The organism is Pontibacter mangrovi (assembly GCF_006385705.1).
GTDB classification, from domain to species: domain Bacteria; phylum Bacteroidota; class Bacteroidia; order Cytophagales; family Hymenobacteraceae; genus Pontibacter; species Pontibacter mangrovi.
Map to the genome: position 1 here is coordinate 287,538 of NZ_VFRQ01000003.1, position 19,136 is coordinate 306,673.

Below are 19,136 nucleotides of genomic sequence, written 5' to 3' on the forward strand. Positions count from 1 at the left end.
ATTTATACTCATACTTAAACCATCATGAAAAAACTTAACTGTAGCCGCAGCTTTTTACTGGCCGTTGCACTGCTGGCAAGCGCCCTCACCTTCACGGGTTGCGATAACAAAGATAGCGATGCCCCAAGCGGTGCCTATGCCGAGGACGGCGTGTTCGTTCTGAACGAGGGTAACTTCAGGGAGTCGAATGCCTCTATCTCTTTTTACAGCAACAGCACAGGGCAGGCGGAGCAAAGTATCTTTAAAAAAGAGAACCAGGGGCGGTTGCTCGGGGATGTGGTGCAGGATATGGAGCTGGTCGGTAACCGCGCCTTCATCGTGATGAACAACAGCAACAAGATTGAGGTAGTAAATGCCGCCACCTTCCAATCTGTGGGCGTGATAGAGGGGCTGAGCGCCCCGCGTTATTTTGTAGCCCTCAACAACGAAAAAGGCTACGTTACCGAGTGGTTTCCACCAAAGGAGGACTGGTCTTACCACAGGGGGCGCGTTTCGGTTATCGACCTGCGGACTTATAAAGTTGTGAAAACGATAGAAGTAGATGTGCAGCCCGAACAACTGCTGCTGGCAGGCGGCAACTTGTACGTAGCCAATGCAGGCAGCCCCCTCGTACATGTTATAGACACGGGCAGTGATATGGTGATAAAAACGATTGAGGTGGCGTATGGCCCCAACAGCCTGGTGCTGGACCGCAACAACAACCTGTGGGTATTAAGCTCTGGCAACAAAGACTGGAACGCCCCGGCATCTGAGCACACGGCAGGTGCTCTTTCCAAAATCAACATAGCCAATAACACGGTCACAAGCACGATCACTTTCCCGGACCCCACAGCCTCGGCTAGCAAACTGCTGATCAACGGCGATAAAGACACGCTGTACTTCCTTTATAGCGGAGGCGTGCACCAATTAAGCATAAGTGCCAGTGCCCCCAGCACCACTCCGCTGATCGACCGCACCTTCTACGGCCTGGGCGTTGACCCGGTAACAGGCAATATTTACGGTGCCGATGAAAACAGCTTTGCAGGCGACGGCACAGTATACATCTACGACCCACAGGGCAACCAGACAGGAAGCTTTAAGGCAGGTATCGGCCCGAACGGGTTTGTGTTTAATTAAGTCATAAAGCGAAAGCCTGCCCCCCATTACTGAGAGGCAGGCTTTCGCTTTCTTAAAGGTTGTGCTACTGCTGCACGTCGTCTCTTTCCGCTCCGTTTCCTTCGCCGTCATACGCGCCATCGCCCAGCACTTTGCCGGTGTTATCGTCATGGTTCTGGTGGTCGGCGTGGTCGTAGTGCTGCTCCATACTGTCTTGCTCAGACTTAGCCTTTGTATAGTCTTCACCCTCTTCCCGGCCAACCATACTTCCTTCGTCATGAATTTCGCCGCGGTCTACGTTGGTATCGCCGGGGTCAGTGCCTGTGTTGCAGGACACCATGCCAAAACTTATCATAGTACCGGCAGCCAGCGCGAATAAGGTTGATTTGATGTTTTTTGTATTCATTATACTTTGATTTCCGTTTTACATACATGCCGGACTTAGCCGGCTCCTTTAAATTGTACGGCAGGGTTTGGTTTAGAGTTAGATAGCCTCCGTTTGCAGGTATTACACGTACACGTTGGTATACCATCAAATTTCAGAGCTATGGAAGAAACTAAACCGCAGCATCCGCCCCAAGAAACCACCCACGACGATTCATCGGATGTAGAAAAAGTAAAGCAGGCAAAGCCGAGCCCGCCACCGCAACCCCGGAAAGGCAAAGCCCCGCACCAGCCGGCGCCAGGCAAGCAGGCTGACGTAGAAAAAGACCGTCCCTGATTTTTGATGTGCCTTTTGCCGGCTTATCTTTGGTGCAAAGTATACGCACATGCCCAAACCGTTTATGAAACCACAGCTGCGGCGCAAGCTGCAAATTATCGCCGTTCTTAGCCTGCTGCTGGCCCTGGCACTGGAGCTGTACACCTTTGGCATGGCCTCTGACTTTCCGCTTCGGCTGCTGCGCAGTTTCTTTGTGCTATTTATGCTGGTTGCCCTCCTGGCGCTGGCCATTGTGCCGGGCGTGAGCAAAGCCGCCAACAAAGTACTGAAGTAGCAAGAAACACTGAAATAGAAAAGCCTGCGCATACTTGCGCAGGCTTTTCTATTTTGTAAAGGGTATAAGTTAGTCGGGGTAATTATTTACAAGCGGTGGCCAGTTGCGCCATGGAGTCATACTGCACCAGTAGCCTGGGCTCATGGCTAAACACTTCCACAAACCTCCGCTGCACCATACTTTCGGCAGCCGCACCGCTTACCTCCGTAGCCTGTAAGGCATGCTGCAGGCAACAGCTAACGGACGGCTGCATTTCGGTTTGCGTAACCATCGCCTGTGCGCGGGCAGCCGGAAGCCAGTTATCCAGAGCGGAGTTTTCAGGCAGGTTTATCACATAAACTGCTAGTACCAAAAGCAGGGTGGTAAGCACCATCTGCAGGTTTTTTCGGGTGTTCATGGTAGAGGGCTTGGTTATGGTGGCGTAGTAAGCTAAGTTCCTCATCTTCACAATTCTTCTTAGTACAAACTTAAACACAAAAAATTATTTTTAAAAATTATTTACAATTATTTATTATAAAAATATCATAAAAATAATTTAGAAGCCTTGCAGTATTCAATCCCCTGAACCGGAACTGACAGCGGGCTGTTGCTAAGGCAGCAGTTCTAAAAGTCTCTGCTATTATCCTTACTTTTGTGTTTTGGCAGCATTGCCGCCATACGTATACTTTAATGCTGATTTACCTTGGAGAAGAAGCCAACCATCCTGCTCATTACGCCACCGCTCACGCAACTCAACACGCCTTACCCGGCCACCGCCTATCTCAAGGGCTTTTTAACCGGCCGCGGCTACAGCGTTACCCAGGCCGACATGGGCATTGAGCTGGTGCTGCGCATGTTCTCCCGCAAAGGCCTTCAGCGTATTTTTGAGGCGATAGAGCAGGGCGAGTATGAACTGTCGGACAACAGCCTGCGCATCCTGCACCTCAAGCGCGACTACCTGAACACCGTTGAGCCGGTGATTCGCTTCCTGCAGAACAAGGACCACACGCTGGCGCAGCAGATCAGCTACAGCCGCTTTCTGCCCGAGGCCTCGCGCTTCGACCAGGTAGAGGACATCGACTGGGCCTTCGGAAGTATGGGCATCACCGACAGGGCGCGCTACCTGGCTACTTTATACTTAGAGGACTTGGGCGATTTGATCAAGGAAACCATCTCGCCGCACTTTGCCTTCAGCCGCTACGCCGAAAAACTGGCGCTGTCGGCCACGTCCTTCGACCCGCTGGAGGAGGCGCTGCAGGAGGAGCCAAGCCTCGTGGACCTTATGTTACTGGAACTACTGGAAGAGCGCCTGCAGGAGGTACAGCCGGATGTGGTGGGCTTTTCCATCCCTTTCCCGGGTAACCTGTACGGCGGCCTGCGGATGGCAAAGTATATCAAGGAGAAGAACCCAGGTATAAAAACGGCCATGGGCGGCGGCTACCCCAACACCGAGCTGCGCAGCCTGCGCGAGCCGCGCCTATTTAAGTACATCGATTTCGTGACGCTGGACGATGGCGAGGGCCCGTGGCTGAAACTGCTGGAGCACCTGCAGGGGCAGCGCGAGGCGGGGCAGCTGCAACGGGCGTTTATACTTGCCGGTGGCGAGGTAAAATTTATCAATGGCTCCACGGATGCCGATATTCCGCATATGGAGGTCGGCACACCCGACTACAGCGATTTGCCTTTGCCCGATTACCTCTCGGTGATCGACGTGATCAACCCGATGCACCGCCTCTGGAGCGACGGCCGCTGGAACAAGCTCACCATCGCCCACGGCTGCTACTGGAAGCGCTGCTCTTTCTGCGACGTGACGCTGGATTACATCAACCGCTACGATGTGGCCCCGGCCACGCTGCTGGTAGACCGCATCGAGCAGATCATTGCCCAGACCGGGCAAACCGGCTTTCATTTTGTGGACGAAGCTGCCCCTCCTGCCCCACTCCGCGACATGGCCATCGAACTCATCCGCCGTGGCGTGAAAATCAGTTGGTGGGGGAATATCCGCTTTGAGAAAACCTTTACGCCGGACCTGTGCCGCCTGCTGGCCGCCTCGGGCTGTATTGCCGTGTCGGGTGGTTTGGAGGTGGCCTCGGACAGGCTGCTGCAGCTGATGGCCAAAGGCGTCAGTATAGAGCAGGTGGCCCGCGTCACCGACAGCTTTACGCAGGCCGGCATTATGGTGCACGCCTACCTCATGTATGGCTTCCCGACCCAAACTGCCCAGGAAACCATCGACTCGCTGGAGGTGGTGCGGCAGCTGTTCGAAACCGGCGTGATTCAGTCTGGTTACTGGCACCGCTTCAGCATGACGGCGCACAGCCCTATCGGTAAGAGCCCGGAGAAGTATGGCGTGGTGAAAGTTGGTCCGCCGGAAGGGGATTTCGCCAACAACGACCTCTGGCACGACGACCCGAAAGGCACCGACCATACTTTATTTGGCGAGGGACTGGCCAAGGCGCTTTATAACTACATGCATGGCATCGGCCTGGAGGAGCCGCTCTCGTTCTGGTTTGATTTTAAAGTGCCGCGCACCAAGGAGAACCCAAACCTGATCACCCAGGCTATCTCCGCTCCGCACCGCCCCGACAGTACCCGCCCCAACGCGCGCGCGCTCTGGCTAGGGAACACGCCGGCCATCGATTTCACCATGATCGCCCAGAAAGGCCAGACCATAGAGCGCTGCCTGCTTACGTTCTTCGAGAAGGGCGAGGATTTTGAGGTGAAGACTACCGCCATTATCGGGCAGTGGCTGTTTGAGGTGCTGCAGAAAATTACGCCCGACAACGCGGAGGCGGTGACGCTGAAGCAGCTGGAGGCAAGCTTCCCGGCCGAGGCACACCTGAGTTTTGCCGAGTTCCTGAGCTCGCCGAGCTGGTTTGACCTGCGGGAGCGGGGGCTGTTGTTGCTGTAAAGTATAAGCCCGAAGCTTACTTTGGCTTCGGGCTTATACTTTATACTTTATACTAATCTTGATGGATTATTGTGCATGGATTGGTTCCACAGTTTATTTAGAGCCTAAAACCCACCCCTATGAGCTACGCTCGCTAGCTCAAAACTCTCGTTTTGGCTAGTCCAGAGGAGGGGAATCAGCCTGTAAATTTGTAAAAGGCACTGCGCACGAACTAACTGATGGTGGTATTATTTATTGCTTTGGCGGGTTATACTCCAACCCAAACCTTTTTACATAATCAGCCAGGGGCTCCATGTCCATCTCTTCGCGGCGCTTGTCTACGTTTGCCTCATCTTCGATAGGGTGCAGCTCATACTGCCCGGTCTCATTGTTCATCTTAAGCTGACTGCCGTAAAGCTGAGGCTTTCCATTATACATCAACACCCTGTCTTCCATCAGCGCTAACTGGCTTTTTTCGGCCTCGCCATTGTTGGCCGCCTCCCGCAGCAGGGGCAGGTACTTCTCCATAATTTCCTTTTCCTCTTGAGGAATGTGCTGAATAACTAAAAACGCTGCCGAACTAGCCTGTGGCCCTACCATACTTTTACCCGGCCAGCCATGCTCCTCTATCATAGCTATTACGGCTTTTTTATTCTCCTCATCAATCTCTCTCATCTCCTGCCACAGCGCCTGCATCTCCGGTGAGTCGTTGCCATACTTTTCCTGTAGCGGGGCTATCTTCCTCCGCACCCCCTGGTCCGTTTTAGATCTTCTCCAGTTGCGCCTTCAGCGGTTGGTTATACTTTGCTTCTATGGCTGCCACTTTTTTCTCCAGTTCCTGCACCAGCGCCTTCCAGCGTTTGTCGCCATGGAGGCTGTTCAGGTCGGCGTCCTGCTTTAAATGACTAAGGTTAGAATACCCTTGCTCCACCGCCTGCTGCAGGTAAGCCATGGCTTTGTTCTTATTTCCAGCCAAAGCCCAGGAACAGGCCGCATTGTAATAGTCCGTCGTACTGCCCTTACCCTTGGCAAAAGCTTTCTCATATACTTCTCCTGAGGCTTTATACTCTTTTGCATCGTATTTGGCGCTTGCCTCGCTTATACTTTGGGCAGATGCAGAAGCCGCCATGCCGGCAACAAGAAGCGCTACTAAAAAAGTCTTTTTCATAGTTTTAATAGATTGATTTGTATGAATGTACAGGTTTACTATCTAATTAACTAATTTTTTAGTTAACAAAATATTCCTGCGGTCATACTTTTTTTATAAGGACATGCAACCACTCCCGCTGTTCAGGCATCTTACTATCGGAAGCCGGCACTAAAGCTGCCAGCTTTCAGACTACTACCACTATCTACTACCACATAAAACTATGGAAAAAACCTGGCCCCGTTCCTGCTTCTCTGCGAGGCAGGGGCGGGAACACCAGGCACAGCAAAGCACCTAACCCTACTCTACATAAAGGAACAGGCACCCCAGCGAAAGCCAGGGTGCCTGTTCTGATTTTATACTTTTAAAATGAGACGCAAAGTATGGCGTCCCTACAACCTCCTAATTCTCTTAATCCCGCTTCGTTTTAAGCAGCTTGCGCAGCTCCGTCAGCTCGTCGCGGTACTTGGCGGCCTGCAAAAAGTCGAGGTCTTTGGCGGCGGCTTCCATCTGCTTCTCCGTTTTCTTGATCAGCTTCTCCAGTTCTTCGCGCTTCATGGTCTGGATGATCGGCTCAGCTGCAATAGAAACTTCTTCCGGACCGGCATACATCTTCACTTCCTTCTTCCTGGCATCGGCTACGGATGTCTGTTCACGAATCTCATCCTGCGACTTAAGTATGGTTCGCGGCGTGATGCCATGCTCCTCGTTATAGGCCATCTGGGTGGCGCGGCGGCGGTTCGTTTCGTCCATGGCGCGTTGCATAGAGCCGGTAATTCTATCGGCATACATAATTACCTTGCCCTTTTCGTTTCGGGCGGCACGGCCCATCGTCTGGATCAGCGAGCGCTGGTCGCGCAGGAAGCCCTCTTTGTCGGCATCTAGTATGGCTACCAAACTTACCTCCGGCAAGTCGAGGCCTTCGCGCAGCAGGTTCACCCCGATCAGCACGTCTATCTCGCCCAGGCGCAGTTCCCGCAGTATTTCCACCCGGTCCAGCGTTTTTACTTCGGAGTGCAGGTATTTTACTTTTATGTTGAGGCGGTCCATGTATTTGGTCAGCTCTTCGGACATGCGCTTGGTAAGCGTCGTCACCAACACGCGCTCCCCTACTTTGATGCGCTCATCAACCTCATCCAGCAAATCATCAACCTGGTTGGCGCTTGGGCGCACCTCAATCTCAGGGTCCAGCAGGCCGGTTGGGCGAATGATCTGCTCCACGATCACGCCTTCGGACTTCTGTATCTCATAGTCGCCGGGCGTGGCGCTCACGAACACCACCTGGTGCATCAGGCTCTCAAACTCGTTAAAGGTGAGCGGGCGGTTGTCCATGGCGGCCGGCAGCCGGAAGCCATACTCTACCAAGGACACTTTTCTCGATCTGTCACCTCCCCACATGGCGCGCACCTGCGGCACTGTCACGTGGCTCTCGTCTATCACCATCAGGAAATCGTCTGGGAAATAATCGAGCAGGCAGAACGGGCGTGCCCCGGGCGCACGGCGGTCGAAGTAGCGGGAGTAGTTCTCGATGCCGGAGCAGTAGCCCAGCTCGCGGATCATCTCCAGGTCAAACTCGGTGCGTTCTTTGATGCGCTTGGCCTCAGCCGGTCGGTCTTCTTTCAGGAAGTAATCGTGCTGCGCCACCATGTCATACTGTATCTCCGAAATGGCCTGCTGCAGCGTGTCCTTACCCGTCACGAACAGGTTAGCTGGGTACAGCGTCACCGCCTTTTCATCCGACAGCTTCTTGCCCGACTGTGGATCTATGCGGTGGATGGCCTCCAACTCATCGCCGAAGAAGTATAAGCGGTAGGCAAAATCAGCATAGGCGGGGTAAATATCCACTGTGTCGCCTTTTACCCGGAATGTTCCACGTGTGAACTCTGCCTCGGTGCGGCTGTAGAGGATCTGCACAAACGTATACAGCAGGTTGTTGCGGCTATACCTTTGCCCCGGCGCCAGGTAGATCACGTTCTTGCCGAACTCCTCGGGGTTACCGATACCGTAGATGCACGATACCGATGCCACCACCACAATGTCGCGGCGGCCCGAAAGCAGCGCAGAGGTTGTGTGCAGGCGCAGCTTCTCGATCTCTTCATTGATTTGCAGGTCTTTCTCGATAAAAACATCTGAAGAAGCGATGTATGCCTCGGGCTGGTAATAGTCGTAGTAAGAGATAAAGTACTCCACGGCGTTGTCCGGGAAGAACTGCTTAAACTCTCCGTAGAGTTGTGCAGCCAGCGTTTTGTTGTGGCACAGCACCAGCGTGGGCTTTCCCGTGTTTTTGATCACGTTGGCCATGGTGAAAGTTTTACCCGTGCCGGTGGCTCCTAACAGCACCTGCGCAGGCTCGCCTTTCTCTATGCCATCAGTTAGCTGGGCGATGGCTTTCGGCTGGTCGCCGGTAGGTTTAAATTCTGAAGTTAGCTTAAAATCCATTCGTCTGGTTTACGGATAGTAAAGATAAACTATAACACGTAAAGTGTGCAGGAAGTTTGGCAGAAGCTGCTATTTGCCCGTTGCGCCACCGTTTAATACGCATCCTGCAAAAAAGAAAAAGCCTGCTGCAAAACAACAGGCTTAGTACACTCTATTACAGAATTTTATTTGCTTTAAGGAAGGGCTGACGCTGCGTGTGTGCCGGAAATATAGCGGAGCCATATTTTGCCCACAGTATCAACCATTTATACTTCAACCGACTTATACTTTGTTTGTTTAAATTTGGATACAAAAAAGCAGCCTGACTTTTGGCCAGGCTGCTTCCGTTTATCTTCAAGTTTTTTCTACTCGCCGGAGCTCGGCTTTAGCTGCCACAGGTCTTTATAGCGCGCGGAGCCTCCGCTGCCCAGTCCCACAAACCCTTGCTCGTTCAGGCCAAAGGCAACGGCGCCTAAGCGCGTTCCTCCTCCAAAGTTACCGCGCTGTGTCCAGGTGTCGGTAGTGGGGTCATACTCCCATACATCGCTCAGGCCTACACTGGCGCCAAGGCTGTTGGTGCCTCCCACCACGTATCCTTTATTGTTGATGCTGAAGGTGGCGGCAAAGTTTCTGGCTGTCGGAAACTGCTCGCCTACTCGTTGGTCAGCTTTCAGCCCTTTCAGGATGCGCCACTGCCCGTTTGCCGGGTTAAACTCCAACAGGTCCGTCTGAATGAGGCCGTTGTTCTGGCCCCCGCCTATGTAACCTTTGCCATTTACTGTAAAAGCAAAGCCGTTAAGGCGCTTCGCACCGTCCAACTCCGGCTGCTCCATCCAGGTGGCGGTGGCTGGGTCATACTGCCAGAAGTCGCGTAGGAAGTTTCCGTCGAAGCCGGTGCCAACAAAGCCTTTATCAGCAAAAGACATGGCTATGGCACCAAAACGGGCAGTGCCCGGGAAATCCTCAATCTGAGTCCAGGTAAGCGTTGCAGGGTCATACTCGTAGAAGTCTTTCAGATAGCCGGTGCCGTTGTAGCCAGTGCCGATGTAGCCTTTGCCGTTGGCAGAAAAGCCTACTGCACCGCTTCGAGCCTCTCCCGGGAAATCCGCCAGGCGCTCCCAGCTATCGCTTGTGGCATCATATACCCAAAAATCGTTCAGTTGGGTGGCTCCGCTAAAGCCCGTTCCTACATAGGCCTTCCCTCCGATTATAAACGAAACGGCGCTGCTGCGGGCCACGCCAGGGAAATCAGCCTTTTTCTGCCACTCTACCGGCGCCGCTTCTTCTTTGTCGATCTCACTGTCGCATGATGGCAGCACGCATACCGAGAAAAGTATGGCTACTACCGCCAGCAGGCGAAAATTGGTAAAAAAGCTTTTCATGCTAGAAGGGTTATTGGATATTGGTGTAGTATACTTTCAGTCTCACGTTTTTAAGGGCTTTGTCCTGCGCGGCCACTACCAGCCTGGATGCGCCTGTCTTAAACTCGGTCGTTGCCGGCGCCAGGTATAGCGGCTCGTTCACGCGGTTATCGTTCTTCAGCTTATCGATCAAAAATTCCGTGATGGAAAACTCGTACCGACCTACCGCTGCGTTTTCGCTGTCTTTGATAAAGCTGGAAGCCAGCGGAGTGGCGTTCTGGTCATACTCTGTCACCAACGGGGTATACAGCACGCCTGGCACGCTGGTCTCATAGAGGCTGGCCATGTCTGGCACGGCATACGGATAAGAAACAGATGCGCCCCTGTAAGGCTCCACCACCAGAATGGCTTTGTTGATGAACTCCGGCTTCAGCTTTTCTTTCAGCTTCTCCAGGTACGGAATCTCCAGCTTTATCATCAGGCCTGCACCGGCCTGCGCTACGCTAATGCCGTCGGTGGCGCTTGCCGGCAGCTCCTTGCTTTCCTTTATTCCGTCAATCGAGCTGCCCGAGAAGTCGTTTACAGACTTGTTAAACTGCAGGCTGCCGTTAGCCAAAGAGAAAACCGCTGTCTTAGAAACGGCCGTTCCTGACGAAGAAGGCTCTGAGTAGTATAAGCGCACTGCCACGCCGCTATTGGGGAAACGGAGCACGGCGCTACCAGCAGTAGGCACTAAACCGATACCTTTAAAGAACTCTGTGAAGTTGGCGTTGCTCTCCATCTTCTCATCTTCGTTCTTCAGCATGTTAAACCACTGCTGCCCCACCTCGCTGCTCAGGGTTATCTCCATGGTATCCTTACGAGCGGGTCTGGGTGCAAAAGAAAAGACTGTCAGCGGCTCCTCTTTCAGCGCCACCTTGCTGGTGTTGTAAATGCCAGCGCTTTGGTAGAAATAAGAAGCGGGCTTCTCTACCGGAACAACAGGCGAGAACTCATACTGCTCCAAAGTTGAGTTTAGCTCCTGCACCGCGATGCTTACGGTTTGGGTGGTATCGCCGTAATAGTAGTTAAAAGGCAGGAGGTATAGCGTCAGCGAGTCGAAGGTAGCATCGGCAGCAGGTTTTGGGGCAGAGCCACCCGGACCAACCTGAAAATAGGTAGAGAGCTGCTGTGTGCCTGTTTGGGGCGTGGTGTACTGCCCCACCAGCAGGCTACCTGTGCCGGAGGTGGCCACCGAGTCGAGCAGCACGGTAGAGACGTTGATCGTGAGCGTATCGGTATAAACGCCATTCACGTTATCCTCCACCATCTCCAGGCCGAGGTCGTTAGGATCCTCGCAGGAAGTCAGCACCAGCGCTGCGCACAGGCAGTACAGCAAAGAGTTGAACTTGGTTTTCAGGCGGGATCTTGAATTTAAAAATTGCATATTTTGACCTTAAAAACAGGATTTCCTCTAAAGAGGCAGGAAGACTTGGCTGATGTCCTTCGCGTAACGGCAAGCGGACACCATGTTTATCTTTTAAGTTATAGCCAAGAACCCATAATTTATTCGGGTTCAAATATAACACTATATTTTCTTCAACAGAAAGATATTCCCAACTGTAAACTATAACTGCCGTGGGTTTATTGCGCTATGCAGGGCAAAAGCAGCCGAATCTTTCCTCTCCCATACTTGCAAGTGCCCGACTGTGCCTCCAGAACGCACAAAAGGCCCGCGAAACAGGCCTTCTGAAACAACATTCACCTTATTGTAATTAATCACATTACACTTAACTTAAATTTATTCTCGTTCATGCCGCGGGCTCCCCGCATATATCCACAATCTTTACGGCCGGGTACATCATGTAAGTGGCCACACAGCGCGGGCCGTCGGTGCCGTTTAGCTGCAGGCGCAGGCTCAGCTTCAGGCCGGCACGCCTATACTGCTCGGGCAGGTCTTTGGTAGTAACGTAGCCGCCATGCAGCTGCCCAATGTAGGCCCCGGCGCTCTCAGAGTGCTTCTCCGAGTCGTCCTCCAGCCGGAGCACATACCACCCTTCCTCACAATCCTGCGCCACCACCTCTGCCACCGTGCAAACCGGCACCGGCGCTGTTCTGGAGCAGCCAGCTGCCAGCATGGTCAGGCACAAGGTTAGCAGAAGGTAAAGGGCTTTCATAGTTGTTTATATTCAGGTAGCAGCGTTTGCTTACAGTATAGCCAGAAGCAGGAGCGCCAGTAGCATATACCAGCCGTACAGGTTTTGCCGGGCAATTATCCCTACAAGCATAGAAAGGTTTTGCAATGGCTTCATCACTCCTATATTCTCTTTCTGTACCTGTATGACCCTATCCGGCACCAGGGCGTTGCATGGGCCGGTAAATTATTTGCGGCCGTGCCCCAGATCGTAGTTTAGCGCCAGGTTAATGCCTAGGGTATAGGGCTTGCCCTGTGGCGCGTATGCTTTTTCAGGAGAGGAGAGCATGGTATCAAAGTAGCCTCTGTACTCCGGGCCGAGCGTAACTGATACCTGATCCGTGAGCTGCTTGCCCACGCCGGCGGTTACATTGCCAGACCACTGCAGCTTCCGAAACGGAGAGCTGTCATCGCCGGGGCCGTAGTTTGTGTCTTGCACCTCGGCTGATGAGGCGAGCACCGTGGTTTGCAGCAGTATGTTGGCCGCCACGCCGCCACTGGCATACCAAAACCAGTCTTTCGATATCTTGCCCGCATACTGCAGCCCCAGCGGCACGGTAAGGTGGCGATAGCGGTACAGCACGTTAAATTCGTCTGTTTTAGTTACGCTGAGCGAATCGGAAGCGAAGTTGCTGCTTAGTGAAGGCACAAAGATAGTGGTGGCCCCCGGCGACTCGGCTTGTTTGCTGCCCGGCTTGCGCCAGAACTGCTCTATCACATAGCTTGATTTGGAGCGGGCCGTGTTTTGGGTGAAGCCCAGACCAGCCAGCAGCTTCCATTTGCGGCCAACTTTAAAGCCTGCTTTTGCCTCCACGCCGAACGAGAAACCGGGCTCCACCTCCTGCTCATGCTCTTCCCGGGCCTCTTCTACCATCCTAGCGGACTGCTGCATAGCAATTGGGGGGGCAAAAGAGCTGAAGCTGCTGGCAGCGCCCATCATCATCTGCGAGGGCATGCCGATGTTCTGCTCAAAGTAGCTTGGCGCATAGGCCATCCCCAAAGACCAGCGGCCCGAAGCCGAGGAGGATTTGTTTGCCTCCGTTTGCCCTGGCAGTGGAGCCTTCTCTTGTTTGTATAGTTGCTTGTTTGCCTCCTGCTCTGCCTCCAGCTGCTTCATGCGGCCCATTACCATCTCGCTCAGCGTTTTAAAGTCTGCGGGGCTACTGCTGCTGTTGGAGAAGGCCATGCTGTTGCTGCCCCCCGAAGTATGCTTGCCACCGGCAGCGAAATCACTGACAATGCCACGGCGCATATTCTCGAACAGCTGCCGCACATCGCCGCCATCCACGCCAACACCGTTTATGCTAACGCTTTTTTTCTGTGCTGATGACAGGCTATACCTGGCACCAGGCATGATGCGCCAGGCGCCGGAGTTAGCTATGCCTGGTTGCTCTGCAGCGGCCAGTGTGCCGGCTGTATCCTGTTGCCGGGTTGCACGGGCTTCTCTGTTCTGCTCTCTTTCCGGAGTATAGATCCGCTGAGGCTGCACGGCTTGTTGCATGGCCTGAGCTATCAACTCATCTACAGATACTTCTTCTTGTATGAATGCTTCTCCCTCGGCTACTGGCGCACCGGACGGCACCACAGCGGCATAGCTGCTTTCAGCCGCAGGCTTCACCTGTGCCACAGGCGCTGCTTTCTCCTGACCCCCGAAGTAGTAGGCGGCAAAGCCTCCTCCCAACAGCAGCAGTGCAATGCAGGCCGCAGCGAGCTGCCGGTAAAACAGCATCCCGCGCTTATATTGGTTGCTTTCCTGCAGCGTCAGGCTGTGGTCTATGCGTTCCCAAAGCTCTGCGGACGGAGAAGCCTCAGCGTCTTGCAGACGGTGGCGGAACGCTTCTTCCAGGCCCCCTCCTCTATTGTTAGTTGCTGATGACATGTTCCTTAATTTTTTTTTCCTGGCGCAGCAGCATACTTTGCAGTATGGCCCTGGCCCTCGAATACTGTGATTTAGACGTCCCCTCCGATATGCCCAGCATTTCTCCGATCTCCTTGTGGTTATAGCCCTCAATGGCGTAGAGGTTGAATACCATGCGGTAGCGCGGCGCCAGGCTCTGGATCATACTTAACAGCTCGTCCATGGTATAGCCGGTCAAGTTCACATCGTCGGAGCTAAGGTTTGCCACTTCTTCGGCCTCATGCGACACCGTGAGCAGCTGCTTGCTACGCAGGTGCTTGAGGGCTGTGTTAATCATGATCCGGCGTATCCAGAACTCCAGCGGGCAGTCCTTTTTAAAGTTCTGGATATGGTTAAACACCTTTATAAAGGCATCCTGCATGATATCCTCTGCCTCGAAAGTGGTGGGGGCGTAGCGCAGGCAGACAACCATCATCTTCTTAGCATAAAGGTCATAGAGGAGGCGCTGCATGTCGCGTTTGCCCGCGATGCACCCCTCTATGAGTTTATCCTCGTCCGACTTTGGTTTCGTAAAAAGCTTCAAATGCTGCCTGTTAACGCTTATTTTCTTCTATGATTCCTGCTAAGCCCGCAGGGTTGCAAGCCGTCAGAAAAAAAATTTTGATCTATACCTTCTCCAAGAAAAATTATTTCCTGCATAAGTAAAGGTATGCATTCCCGCTGTTGCACACCTCGCCTTGCCAGGTTTTTATTTTTGATGATCAGGAAGTTGAGGGTGCGCGGCGCAAACGCACGATTAGCTTTGACTTTGCTCAGAAGCAGATTTTGATCGACTAATCTTGAGCGAATAAATGTTACTAGCCCTACAGAGGAAGGGACCCCGGGAAGCAGCATCGCGCCTTGTCGAGCTGCCGTGTACAACTAGAGTAACGCACAAAGAGGGTGGTATAAACAAGAAAAGCCTCTCCGGGCAGAGAGGCTTTCTTCTTTTGTAGCAGGCTTTGAGTGTTGTAAATCATCTTAAACCTTACTAAAAAGCTTTTTTATACTTTAGGCGAGCGTGCTGCGCCACAACCGTGTTTTCCAGCATCACAGAAGCTGAACTGCAAGGCTCTTTATTTGTTAAACGAGGGAAATACAGGGCAAAGTTGCACTATGCCCACCTTTTTACTTGCTTAGCAATTGTACTCAAAAATATCAGGAATTCCAAATATGCCAGGCAGCCTCGGCCTGACCTTGTAGCATAGGCAGCCCGTTTAGGGTTTTAGCCCCTTCAGCCGCCGCTTTCTGCAGCAGCAGCGTTTGTTCCGGGTTGTACACCAAATCGTAGACAAAGTGCTGCGGCGTAATATAACTATATGGCAGTTGCGGTGCCTCGTGCACCTGCGGGTACATGCCCAGCGGCGTGGTGTTGATAAGGAGGTTATACGTAGCCAGTATCTCCGGCCCCAGTTGCCGGTAACTCAGCTGCCCCTCCCCCTCTTGCCGCGACACCCGCAAGTATGGTATCTGCATCGCCTCCAGCGCGGCCCACACAGCTTTGGCTGCGCCACCCGTGCCTAGTACCAGCGCCTGTTTCCGCTCCTGCTCCGGGTAAAAAGTTTCCAGCGAGTCCCGGAAACCGATGTAATCGGTGTTATAGCCTTTGGTGCGCCCGTTGCTGATCTTGATCGTGTTTACAGCCCCGATCCTTTCGGCAGCTTCGTCCAATTCGTCCAGCAAAGGTATAACCTGCTCCTTATAAGGCACCGTTACGTTCAGGCCCAGCAGCTCCGGCTCCTGTTGCAGCAGCTTTGGCAGCTCGTGCACCCCGGGCAACTCATACAGCTCGTAAACGGCATCGGCAATGCCTTCCCGCTCATACTTGTCTGTAAAGTATTTCTTAGAGAAGGAGTGCCCCAGTTTTTTGCCGATCAGACCGAATTTGCGCATCTATAAAGTATGTTTTTCTTACACCTCGGCTGTGGAGTCTGAGGTAAAGCGATCGATCAGGTATACGAGCAGAAAGCCGAAGATGGCCAGCAGCACCCCGTACAGCAGGTATGGCTCGTGGCCTGTCAGCGCCTCGTAGCTGCCCGGCAGCACATTCTGCTGCACCAGCGGCTTCACCTCGCCGTGACGGTCGGTGTAGGTTTCCAGCGTTAGCTTCCAAGGCCATACTTTGTTCAGGGAGCCTACCATAAAACCGGTGAGCAGCGCCACGGTAATGTTGTGGTAATGCTTTAGCATCCAGTTCAGCACGTGCGAGAAAGCCAGCAGCCCGAACACACAGCCTAAGCCAAACGTGGCAATTACGCCTACTTTAAGCTCTTTGAGCGACAGCATGATAAACTCATACTTAGCCAGCAGCACTAAGATAAAGCTACCCGAGATACCCGGCAGGATCATGGCGCAAATAGCGATGGCCCCAGACAGGAAGATGAACCAGTAGGCTTCGGGGGTTTGCCCGGGCGTGGCTACCGTGATGTAGTAGGCCAGTGCCGCCCCGAGCAGGCCTGCCACCAGTACGCCCGGCGTCCAGCGGGTAATCTGTTTGGCCACCACCAAGGCAGATGCCACAATCAGGCCAAAGAAAAACGACCAGAGCATTTCGGAGTGGTGCTCCAGCAGGTATAATATAAGCCTGGAAAGCGACACGATGGAAAACAGGATGCCAGAGATCAACACCACCAGAAAGGTACCGTTGATGTGCTTCCAGAAGCCTTTGAGGTTGAGGCGCAGCAGGAGCTTCAGGGCCTCTCCGTTTACGGAGCGTATAGAGCCCAGCAGCTCCTCATAAATACCCGTGATAAAGGCAATGGTACCACCCGACACGCCCGGCACTACGTCTGCAGCGCCCATCCCCGCCCCTTTGGCAAACAATAGCAGGTACTCCCGCAAAGATCTTCTTTCCATAAAGTGTGTTGTTCCTATACTGGTGCGGCTTCCGCGAAAACAGAAATTGCCCGTGCGGCCAAACCGACGGGCAATTTATACTTTTAGTTCTATACTTTAAATCTTCAGGCCTGCCTTTTCCATGTTCAGGAAATGGTCGAAGGTGTCGCCACGAAGGCCCAGGCGGATTGTCTCCAGCGGAATCACCTCACTTGGGGCGATGTTACCCAGGTTTACGTTAGCGCCCAGCAGTTTGATAAACCACACCTGCTGCGCCTTCTGCGGTGCCTCCCACAAGATTTTCTCAAAAGGCACCTGCGTCAGGATCTCCTCCACCAGGCCGCTGCGCACCTCACCGCTGGAGCGGAACAGGCCTACGTTGCCTCCCTCGCGGGCTTCGCCGATCACTTTCCAGGAGCCAGCTTCCAGCTCCGCTTTCATCAGCTTAATCCACATGTACGGCGGAATGATCTTCTCAGCATCCTTAGAGCCAACCTCCGACAGCACCGTTACCTGGTCTGCCAGCTTAGAGATATACTCGCACTTCACGTCGTGCGGCATCTCCAACGAGCCATCCGACACCTCTGCAAAGGTCATCTCATACTTGTCCAGCACACGGCGGTAATCCTCAAACTGGTTGCGGGCGATAAAAGCCTCGAACAAGGTACCGCCAAAGTAGGTAGGGATACCGGCCGCCTTGTACGCGTCCAGCTTCTTCTTCAGGTTAGGCGTAACGAAAGACGTGGCCCAGCCCAGTTTTACAATATCTACGTATTCTCCGGCTACCTCCAGGAAGTCTTCCACCTCCCGCACGCTCAGGCCTTTATCCATGGCCATTGTAAAACCACGCTCACGTGGCTTTGCCTCACGCTCCGGAATGCTCTTAAGGGTATAGTTCATCTGATTTTATTTGCGGTACTGATCAATTAATCGGGCTAATGCACGCTGCGACTCCAGCTCAGGGAAGAACTCGAACAGCAGCTTGTGCTTGTCGAAGTCCAAAATTAATGCATTTTCCAGATAATTATAAGCTTCGCGGTATTTTCCTGCAGAAAGCATGTAGGCGCAGGCCCTGTAATACAGCTCTGCCTCGCGTGGCTGCAGCTCTATGGCATTAAGTATAATATCGGTAGCCTGCTCAAAATTGCCCTGCTCATAAAGTATCACAGACCAGTTCAGATAGATATTCTTATCGTCGGGCCGGATTTCGGAGGCGCGTTCATAGCTCTCCAGCGCCGACACCACATGCCCCACATGGTACTCTGCCCCGGCCAGCGCCACCCAATAGTCGGCGCTGTCGTCGTACAGGTCCACGGCTTTTTTAAAGAAGTGGATGGCCTCGTACCACTTGCCCTGCGCATCCAGTATCACGCCAATGCCAAACCAAGCCTCGTCCATTTCCGGGTCCAGGTCCACCGACTTCTGGTAGTAGCGCCGCGACAGGTCCCACTGCTGCAGCTTTTCGTAGCACTCGCCAATGTTGCAGTAGATCTCCGCGTTCGGCTGCCCATGCTCTATCATGGCATTGAAGGCCTCGATGGCTTTGCTGTACTCGCCGGTGTACACCAAGGCATTGGCCATGTTGTTATAAGCCGTGATAAAGTCGGGGCGGATGAGGGTGGCATACTCGTAGGCGGCAATGGCTTTGTCGTAGGCGCCCAGCTTGTTGTACACGTTGCCCAGGTTAAACCAGGCTACATACGAGTAAGGGTCGTCGTCCACGAACTTCTGGAAAAACGGCAGGTGCTCGCTGATGGAGTTCGTCACATCCATGCAATACAGCACTTCCTGCATGGCCGCCTCGTTTTCCTGGTTCAGCTCCACGCACTTTTTATAGTATTTTATGGCCGAGGCCACTTTGCCCCAGGTTTGATAAGCCAGGCCGATGTTGAAGTATATGTCGTCGCGGTCGTCGGCGTAGGCAAGGGCTTTTTTAAAGTAGTCGATGGCATCGCGAAACTCTCCGCGCTGGGTATAGATGATGCCGCGCGTCAGCTGCACATCCGCATTCTCGGGCTCTACCTCCGCCACCTTGTTTATCATTTCCAGCGCTCCCTCAAAGTCGCCGGACATGGCCAGCAGCTGCGCCTTGTCTATCTGCAGCTCCATCGAGAAAGGGTACTGCACCATGGCGGCGTCGCAGGCGGCAAGCGCTTTTTTATACTCGAAGTTAGCCGTATAGTGATCTATGATATACTCAAAATCGGTGAGGTCGAAAAAGACAGCCTCATTGTTTCCGAGCATACGCTCGTAGCGCTGGATCAGCTCCAGTTCCTCACTGTGTTCGTCAAAGTTTTCTTTCATCTCCAGTATCCAACAGGCTGTGGTTAAACAGCCCTTTCCTTA

At 53.3% G+C, this 19,136-nt stretch carries 18 protein-coding genes; 4 read left to right on the plus strand and 14 right to left on the minus strand.

Annotation, left to right across the window (positions count from 1 at the left end):
- Positions 1-24 precede the first annotated feature (24 nt).
- On the plus strand, positions 25-1,116 hold the full coding sequence (locus tag FJM65_RS07500) for a YncE family protein (protein WP_140620883.1): 1,092 nt from the start codon (positions 25-27) through the stop codon (positions 1,114-1,116).
- Between the two features lie 64 nt (positions 1,117-1,180).
- Here FJM65_RS07500 and FJM65_RS07505 read toward each other — a convergent pair whose 3' ends face one another.
- Positions 1,181-1,501, minus strand: a complete 321-nt coding sequence (locus FJM65_RS07505) for a hypothetical protein (protein ID WP_140620884.1) — start codon at positions 1,499-1,501, stop codon at positions 1,181-1,183.
- Positions 1,502-1,642: 141 nt separating this feature from the next.
- Between FJM65_RS07505 and FJM65_RS21200 the strand changes: the two genes are divergently transcribed.
- Both FJM65_RS21200 and FJM65_RS07510 read left to right on the plus strand, forming a co-directional pair.
- Positions 1,643-1,816: a hypothetical protein gene (locus tag FJM65_RS21200; protein ID WP_181163665.1), complete on the plus strand. Its 174-nt coding sequence runs from the start codon at positions 1,643-1,645 to the stop codon at positions 1,814-1,816.
- A gap of 64 nt (positions 1,817-1,880) precedes the next feature.
- A complete protein-coding gene (locus FJM65_RS07510; protein WP_239022868.1) occupies positions 1,881-2,090 on the plus strand; it encodes a DUF2798 domain-containing protein in 210 nt (69 codons plus the stop codon).
- A gap of 82 nt (positions 2,091-2,172) precedes the next feature.
- Here FJM65_RS07510 and FJM65_RS07515 read toward each other — a convergent pair whose 3' ends face one another.
- On the minus strand, positions 2,173-2,532 hold the full coding sequence (locus FJM65_RS07515) for a hypothetical protein (protein WP_140620886.1): 360 nt from the start codon (positions 2,530-2,532) through the stop codon (positions 2,173-2,175).
- 240 nt (positions 2,533-2,772) lie between these two features.
- Here FJM65_RS07515 and FJM65_RS07520 point away from each other — a divergent pair, with 240 nt between their 5' ends.
- Positions 2,773-4,980 carry a B12-binding domain-containing radical SAM protein gene (locus tag FJM65_RS07520; protein ID WP_140620887.1) on the plus strand — a complete coding sequence of 736 codons (2,208 nt, stop codon included), beginning with the start codon at positions 2,773-2,775 and terminating at the stop codon, positions 4,978-4,980.
- 231 nt (positions 4,981-5,211) lie between these two features.
- Here the strand turns inward: FJM65_RS07520 and FJM65_RS07525 are convergent, their stop codons facing one another.
- The 12 genes from FJM65_RS07525 to FJM65_RS07575 form a co-directional block, all read right to left on the minus strand.
- Entirely contained in the window at positions 5,212-5,709 is a 498-nt protein-coding gene (locus tag FJM65_RS07525; protein ID WP_239022869.1) for a DUF6624 domain-containing protein, read from the minus strand.
- 13 nt (positions 5,710-5,722) lie between these two features.
- Positions 5,723-6,127: a TPR end-of-group domain-containing protein gene (locus FJM65_RS21505; RefSeq protein ID WP_239022870.1), complete on the minus strand. Its 405-nt coding sequence runs from the start codon at positions 6,125-6,127 to the stop codon at positions 5,723-5,725.
- Between the two features lie 390 nt (positions 6,128-6,517).
- Positions 6,518-8,545 carry an excinuclease ABC subunit UvrB gene (gene uvrB, locus FJM65_RS07530; protein WP_140620888.1) on the minus strand — a complete coding sequence of 676 codons (2,028 nt, stop codon included), beginning with the start codon at positions 8,543-8,545 and terminating at the stop codon, positions 6,518-6,520.
- A 344-nt stretch (positions 8,546-8,889) separates the two neighbouring features.
- The gene (locus FJM65_RS07535) at positions 8,890-9,906 is read right to left on the minus strand and encodes a Kelch repeat-containing protein (protein ID WP_140620889.1); all 1,017 of its coding nucleotides are present in this window, start codon (positions 9,904-9,906) and stop codon (positions 8,890-8,892) included.
- A 10-nt stretch (positions 9,907-9,916) separates the two neighbouring features.
- Positions 9,917-11,311 (minus strand): DUF4270 family protein, encoded by a 1,395-nt coding sequence (locus tag FJM65_RS07540; protein WP_140620890.1) that lies wholly within the window; start codon positions 11,309-11,311, stop codon positions 9,917-9,919.
- A gap of 364 nt (positions 11,312-11,675) precedes the next feature.
- Positions 11,676-12,041 carry a hypothetical protein gene (locus FJM65_RS07545; protein WP_140620891.1) on the minus strand — a complete coding sequence of 122 codons (366 nt, stop codon included), beginning with the start codon at positions 12,039-12,041 and terminating at the stop codon, positions 11,676-11,678.
- 204 nt (positions 12,042-12,245) lie between these two features.
- Entirely contained in the window at positions 12,246-13,937 is a 1,692-nt protein-coding gene (locus FJM65_RS07550; RefSeq protein ID WP_140620892.1) for an outer membrane beta-barrel protein, read from the minus strand.
- Positions 13,921-14,499: an RNA polymerase sigma factor gene (locus FJM65_RS07555; protein ID WP_140620893.1), complete on the minus strand. Its 579-nt coding sequence runs from the start codon at positions 14,497-14,499 to the stop codon at positions 13,921-13,923. Before FJM65_RS07555 ends, FJM65_RS07550 begins: the two co-directional genes overlap by 17 nt.
- A gap of 614 nt (positions 14,500-15,113) precedes the next feature.
- Positions 15,114-15,848 carry a shikimate dehydrogenase family protein gene (locus tag FJM65_RS07560; RefSeq protein WP_140620894.1) on the minus strand — a complete coding sequence of 245 codons (735 nt, stop codon included), beginning with the start codon at positions 15,846-15,848 and terminating at the stop codon, positions 15,114-15,116.
- A gap of 18 nt (positions 15,849-15,866) precedes the next feature.
- Entirely contained in the window at positions 15,867-16,811 is a 945-nt protein-coding gene (locus tag FJM65_RS07565) for a DUF368 domain-containing protein (RefSeq protein WP_219855957.1), read from the minus strand.
- A 96-nt stretch (positions 16,812-16,907) separates the two neighbouring features.
- Complete coding sequence (locus FJM65_RS07570) at positions 16,908-17,690, minus strand: phosphosulfolactate synthase (protein WP_140620895.1); 783 nt, start codon at positions 17,688-17,690, stop codon at positions 16,908-16,910.
- Between the two features lie 6 nt (positions 17,691-17,696).
- Entirely contained in the window at positions 17,697-19,094 is a 1,398-nt protein-coding gene (locus FJM65_RS07575; protein ID WP_140620896.1) for a tetratricopeptide repeat protein, read from the minus strand.
- Positions 19,095-19,136: the final 42 nt, after the last annotated feature.

Coding starts and splice junctions, on each gene's coding strand:
- FJM65_RS07510 (WP_239022868.1), top strand. CDS start 1,881: ATGAAACCACAGCTGCGGCGCAAGCTGCAAATTATCGCCGTTCTTAGC.
- FJM65_RS07560 (WP_140620894.1), bottom strand. CDS start 15,848: ATGCGCAAATTCGGTCTGATCGGCAAAAAACTGGGGCACTCCTTCTCT.
- FJM65_RS07550 (WP_140620892.1), bottom strand. CDS start 13,937: ATGTCATCAGCAACTAACAATAGAGGAGGGGGCCTGGAAGAAGCGTTC.
- FJM65_RS21200 (WP_181163665.1), top strand. CDS start 1,643: ATGGAAGAAACTAAACCGCAGCATCCGCCCCAAGAAACCACCCACGAC.
- FJM65_RS07515 (WP_140620886.1), bottom strand. CDS start 2,532: ATGAGGAACTTAGCTTACTACGCCACCATAACCAAGCCCTCTACCATG.
- FJM65_RS07565 (WP_219855957.1), bottom strand. CDS start 16,811: ATGGAAAGAAGATCTTTGCGGGAGTACCTGCTATTGTTTGCCAAAGGG.
- FJM65_RS07500 (WP_140620883.1), top strand. CDS start 25: ATGAAAAAACTTAACTGTAGCCGCAGCTTTTTACTGGCCGTTGCACTG.
- FJM65_RS07535 (WP_140620889.1), bottom strand. CDS start 9,906: ATGAAAAGCTTTTTTACCAATTTTCGCCTGCTGGCGGTAGTAGCCATA.
- uvrB (WP_140620888.1), bottom strand. CDS start 8,545: ATGGATTTTAAGCTAACTTCAGAATTTAAACCTACCGGCGACCAGCCG.
- FJM65_RS07505 (WP_140620884.1), bottom strand. CDS start 1,501: ATGAATACAAAAAACATCAAATCAACCTTATTCGCGCTGGCTGCCGGT.
- FJM65_RS07540 (WP_140620890.1), bottom strand. CDS start 11,311: ATGCAATTTTTAAATTCAAGATCCCGCCTGAAAACCAAGTTCAACTCT.
- FJM65_RS21505 (WP_239022870.1), bottom strand. CDS start 6,127: ATGAAAAAGACTTTTTTAGTAGCGCTTCTTGTTGCCGGCATGGCGGCT.
- FJM65_RS07575 (WP_140620896.1), bottom strand. CDS start 19,094: ATGAAAGAAAACTTTGACGAACACAGTGAGGAACTGGAGCTGATCCAG.
- FJM65_RS07570 (WP_140620895.1), bottom strand. CDS start 17,690: ATGAACTATACCCTTAAGAGCATTCCGGAGCGTGAGGCAAAGCCACGT.
- FJM65_RS07545 (WP_140620891.1), bottom strand. CDS start 12,041: ATGAAAGCCCTTTACCTTCTGCTAACCTTGTGCCTGACCATGCTGGCA.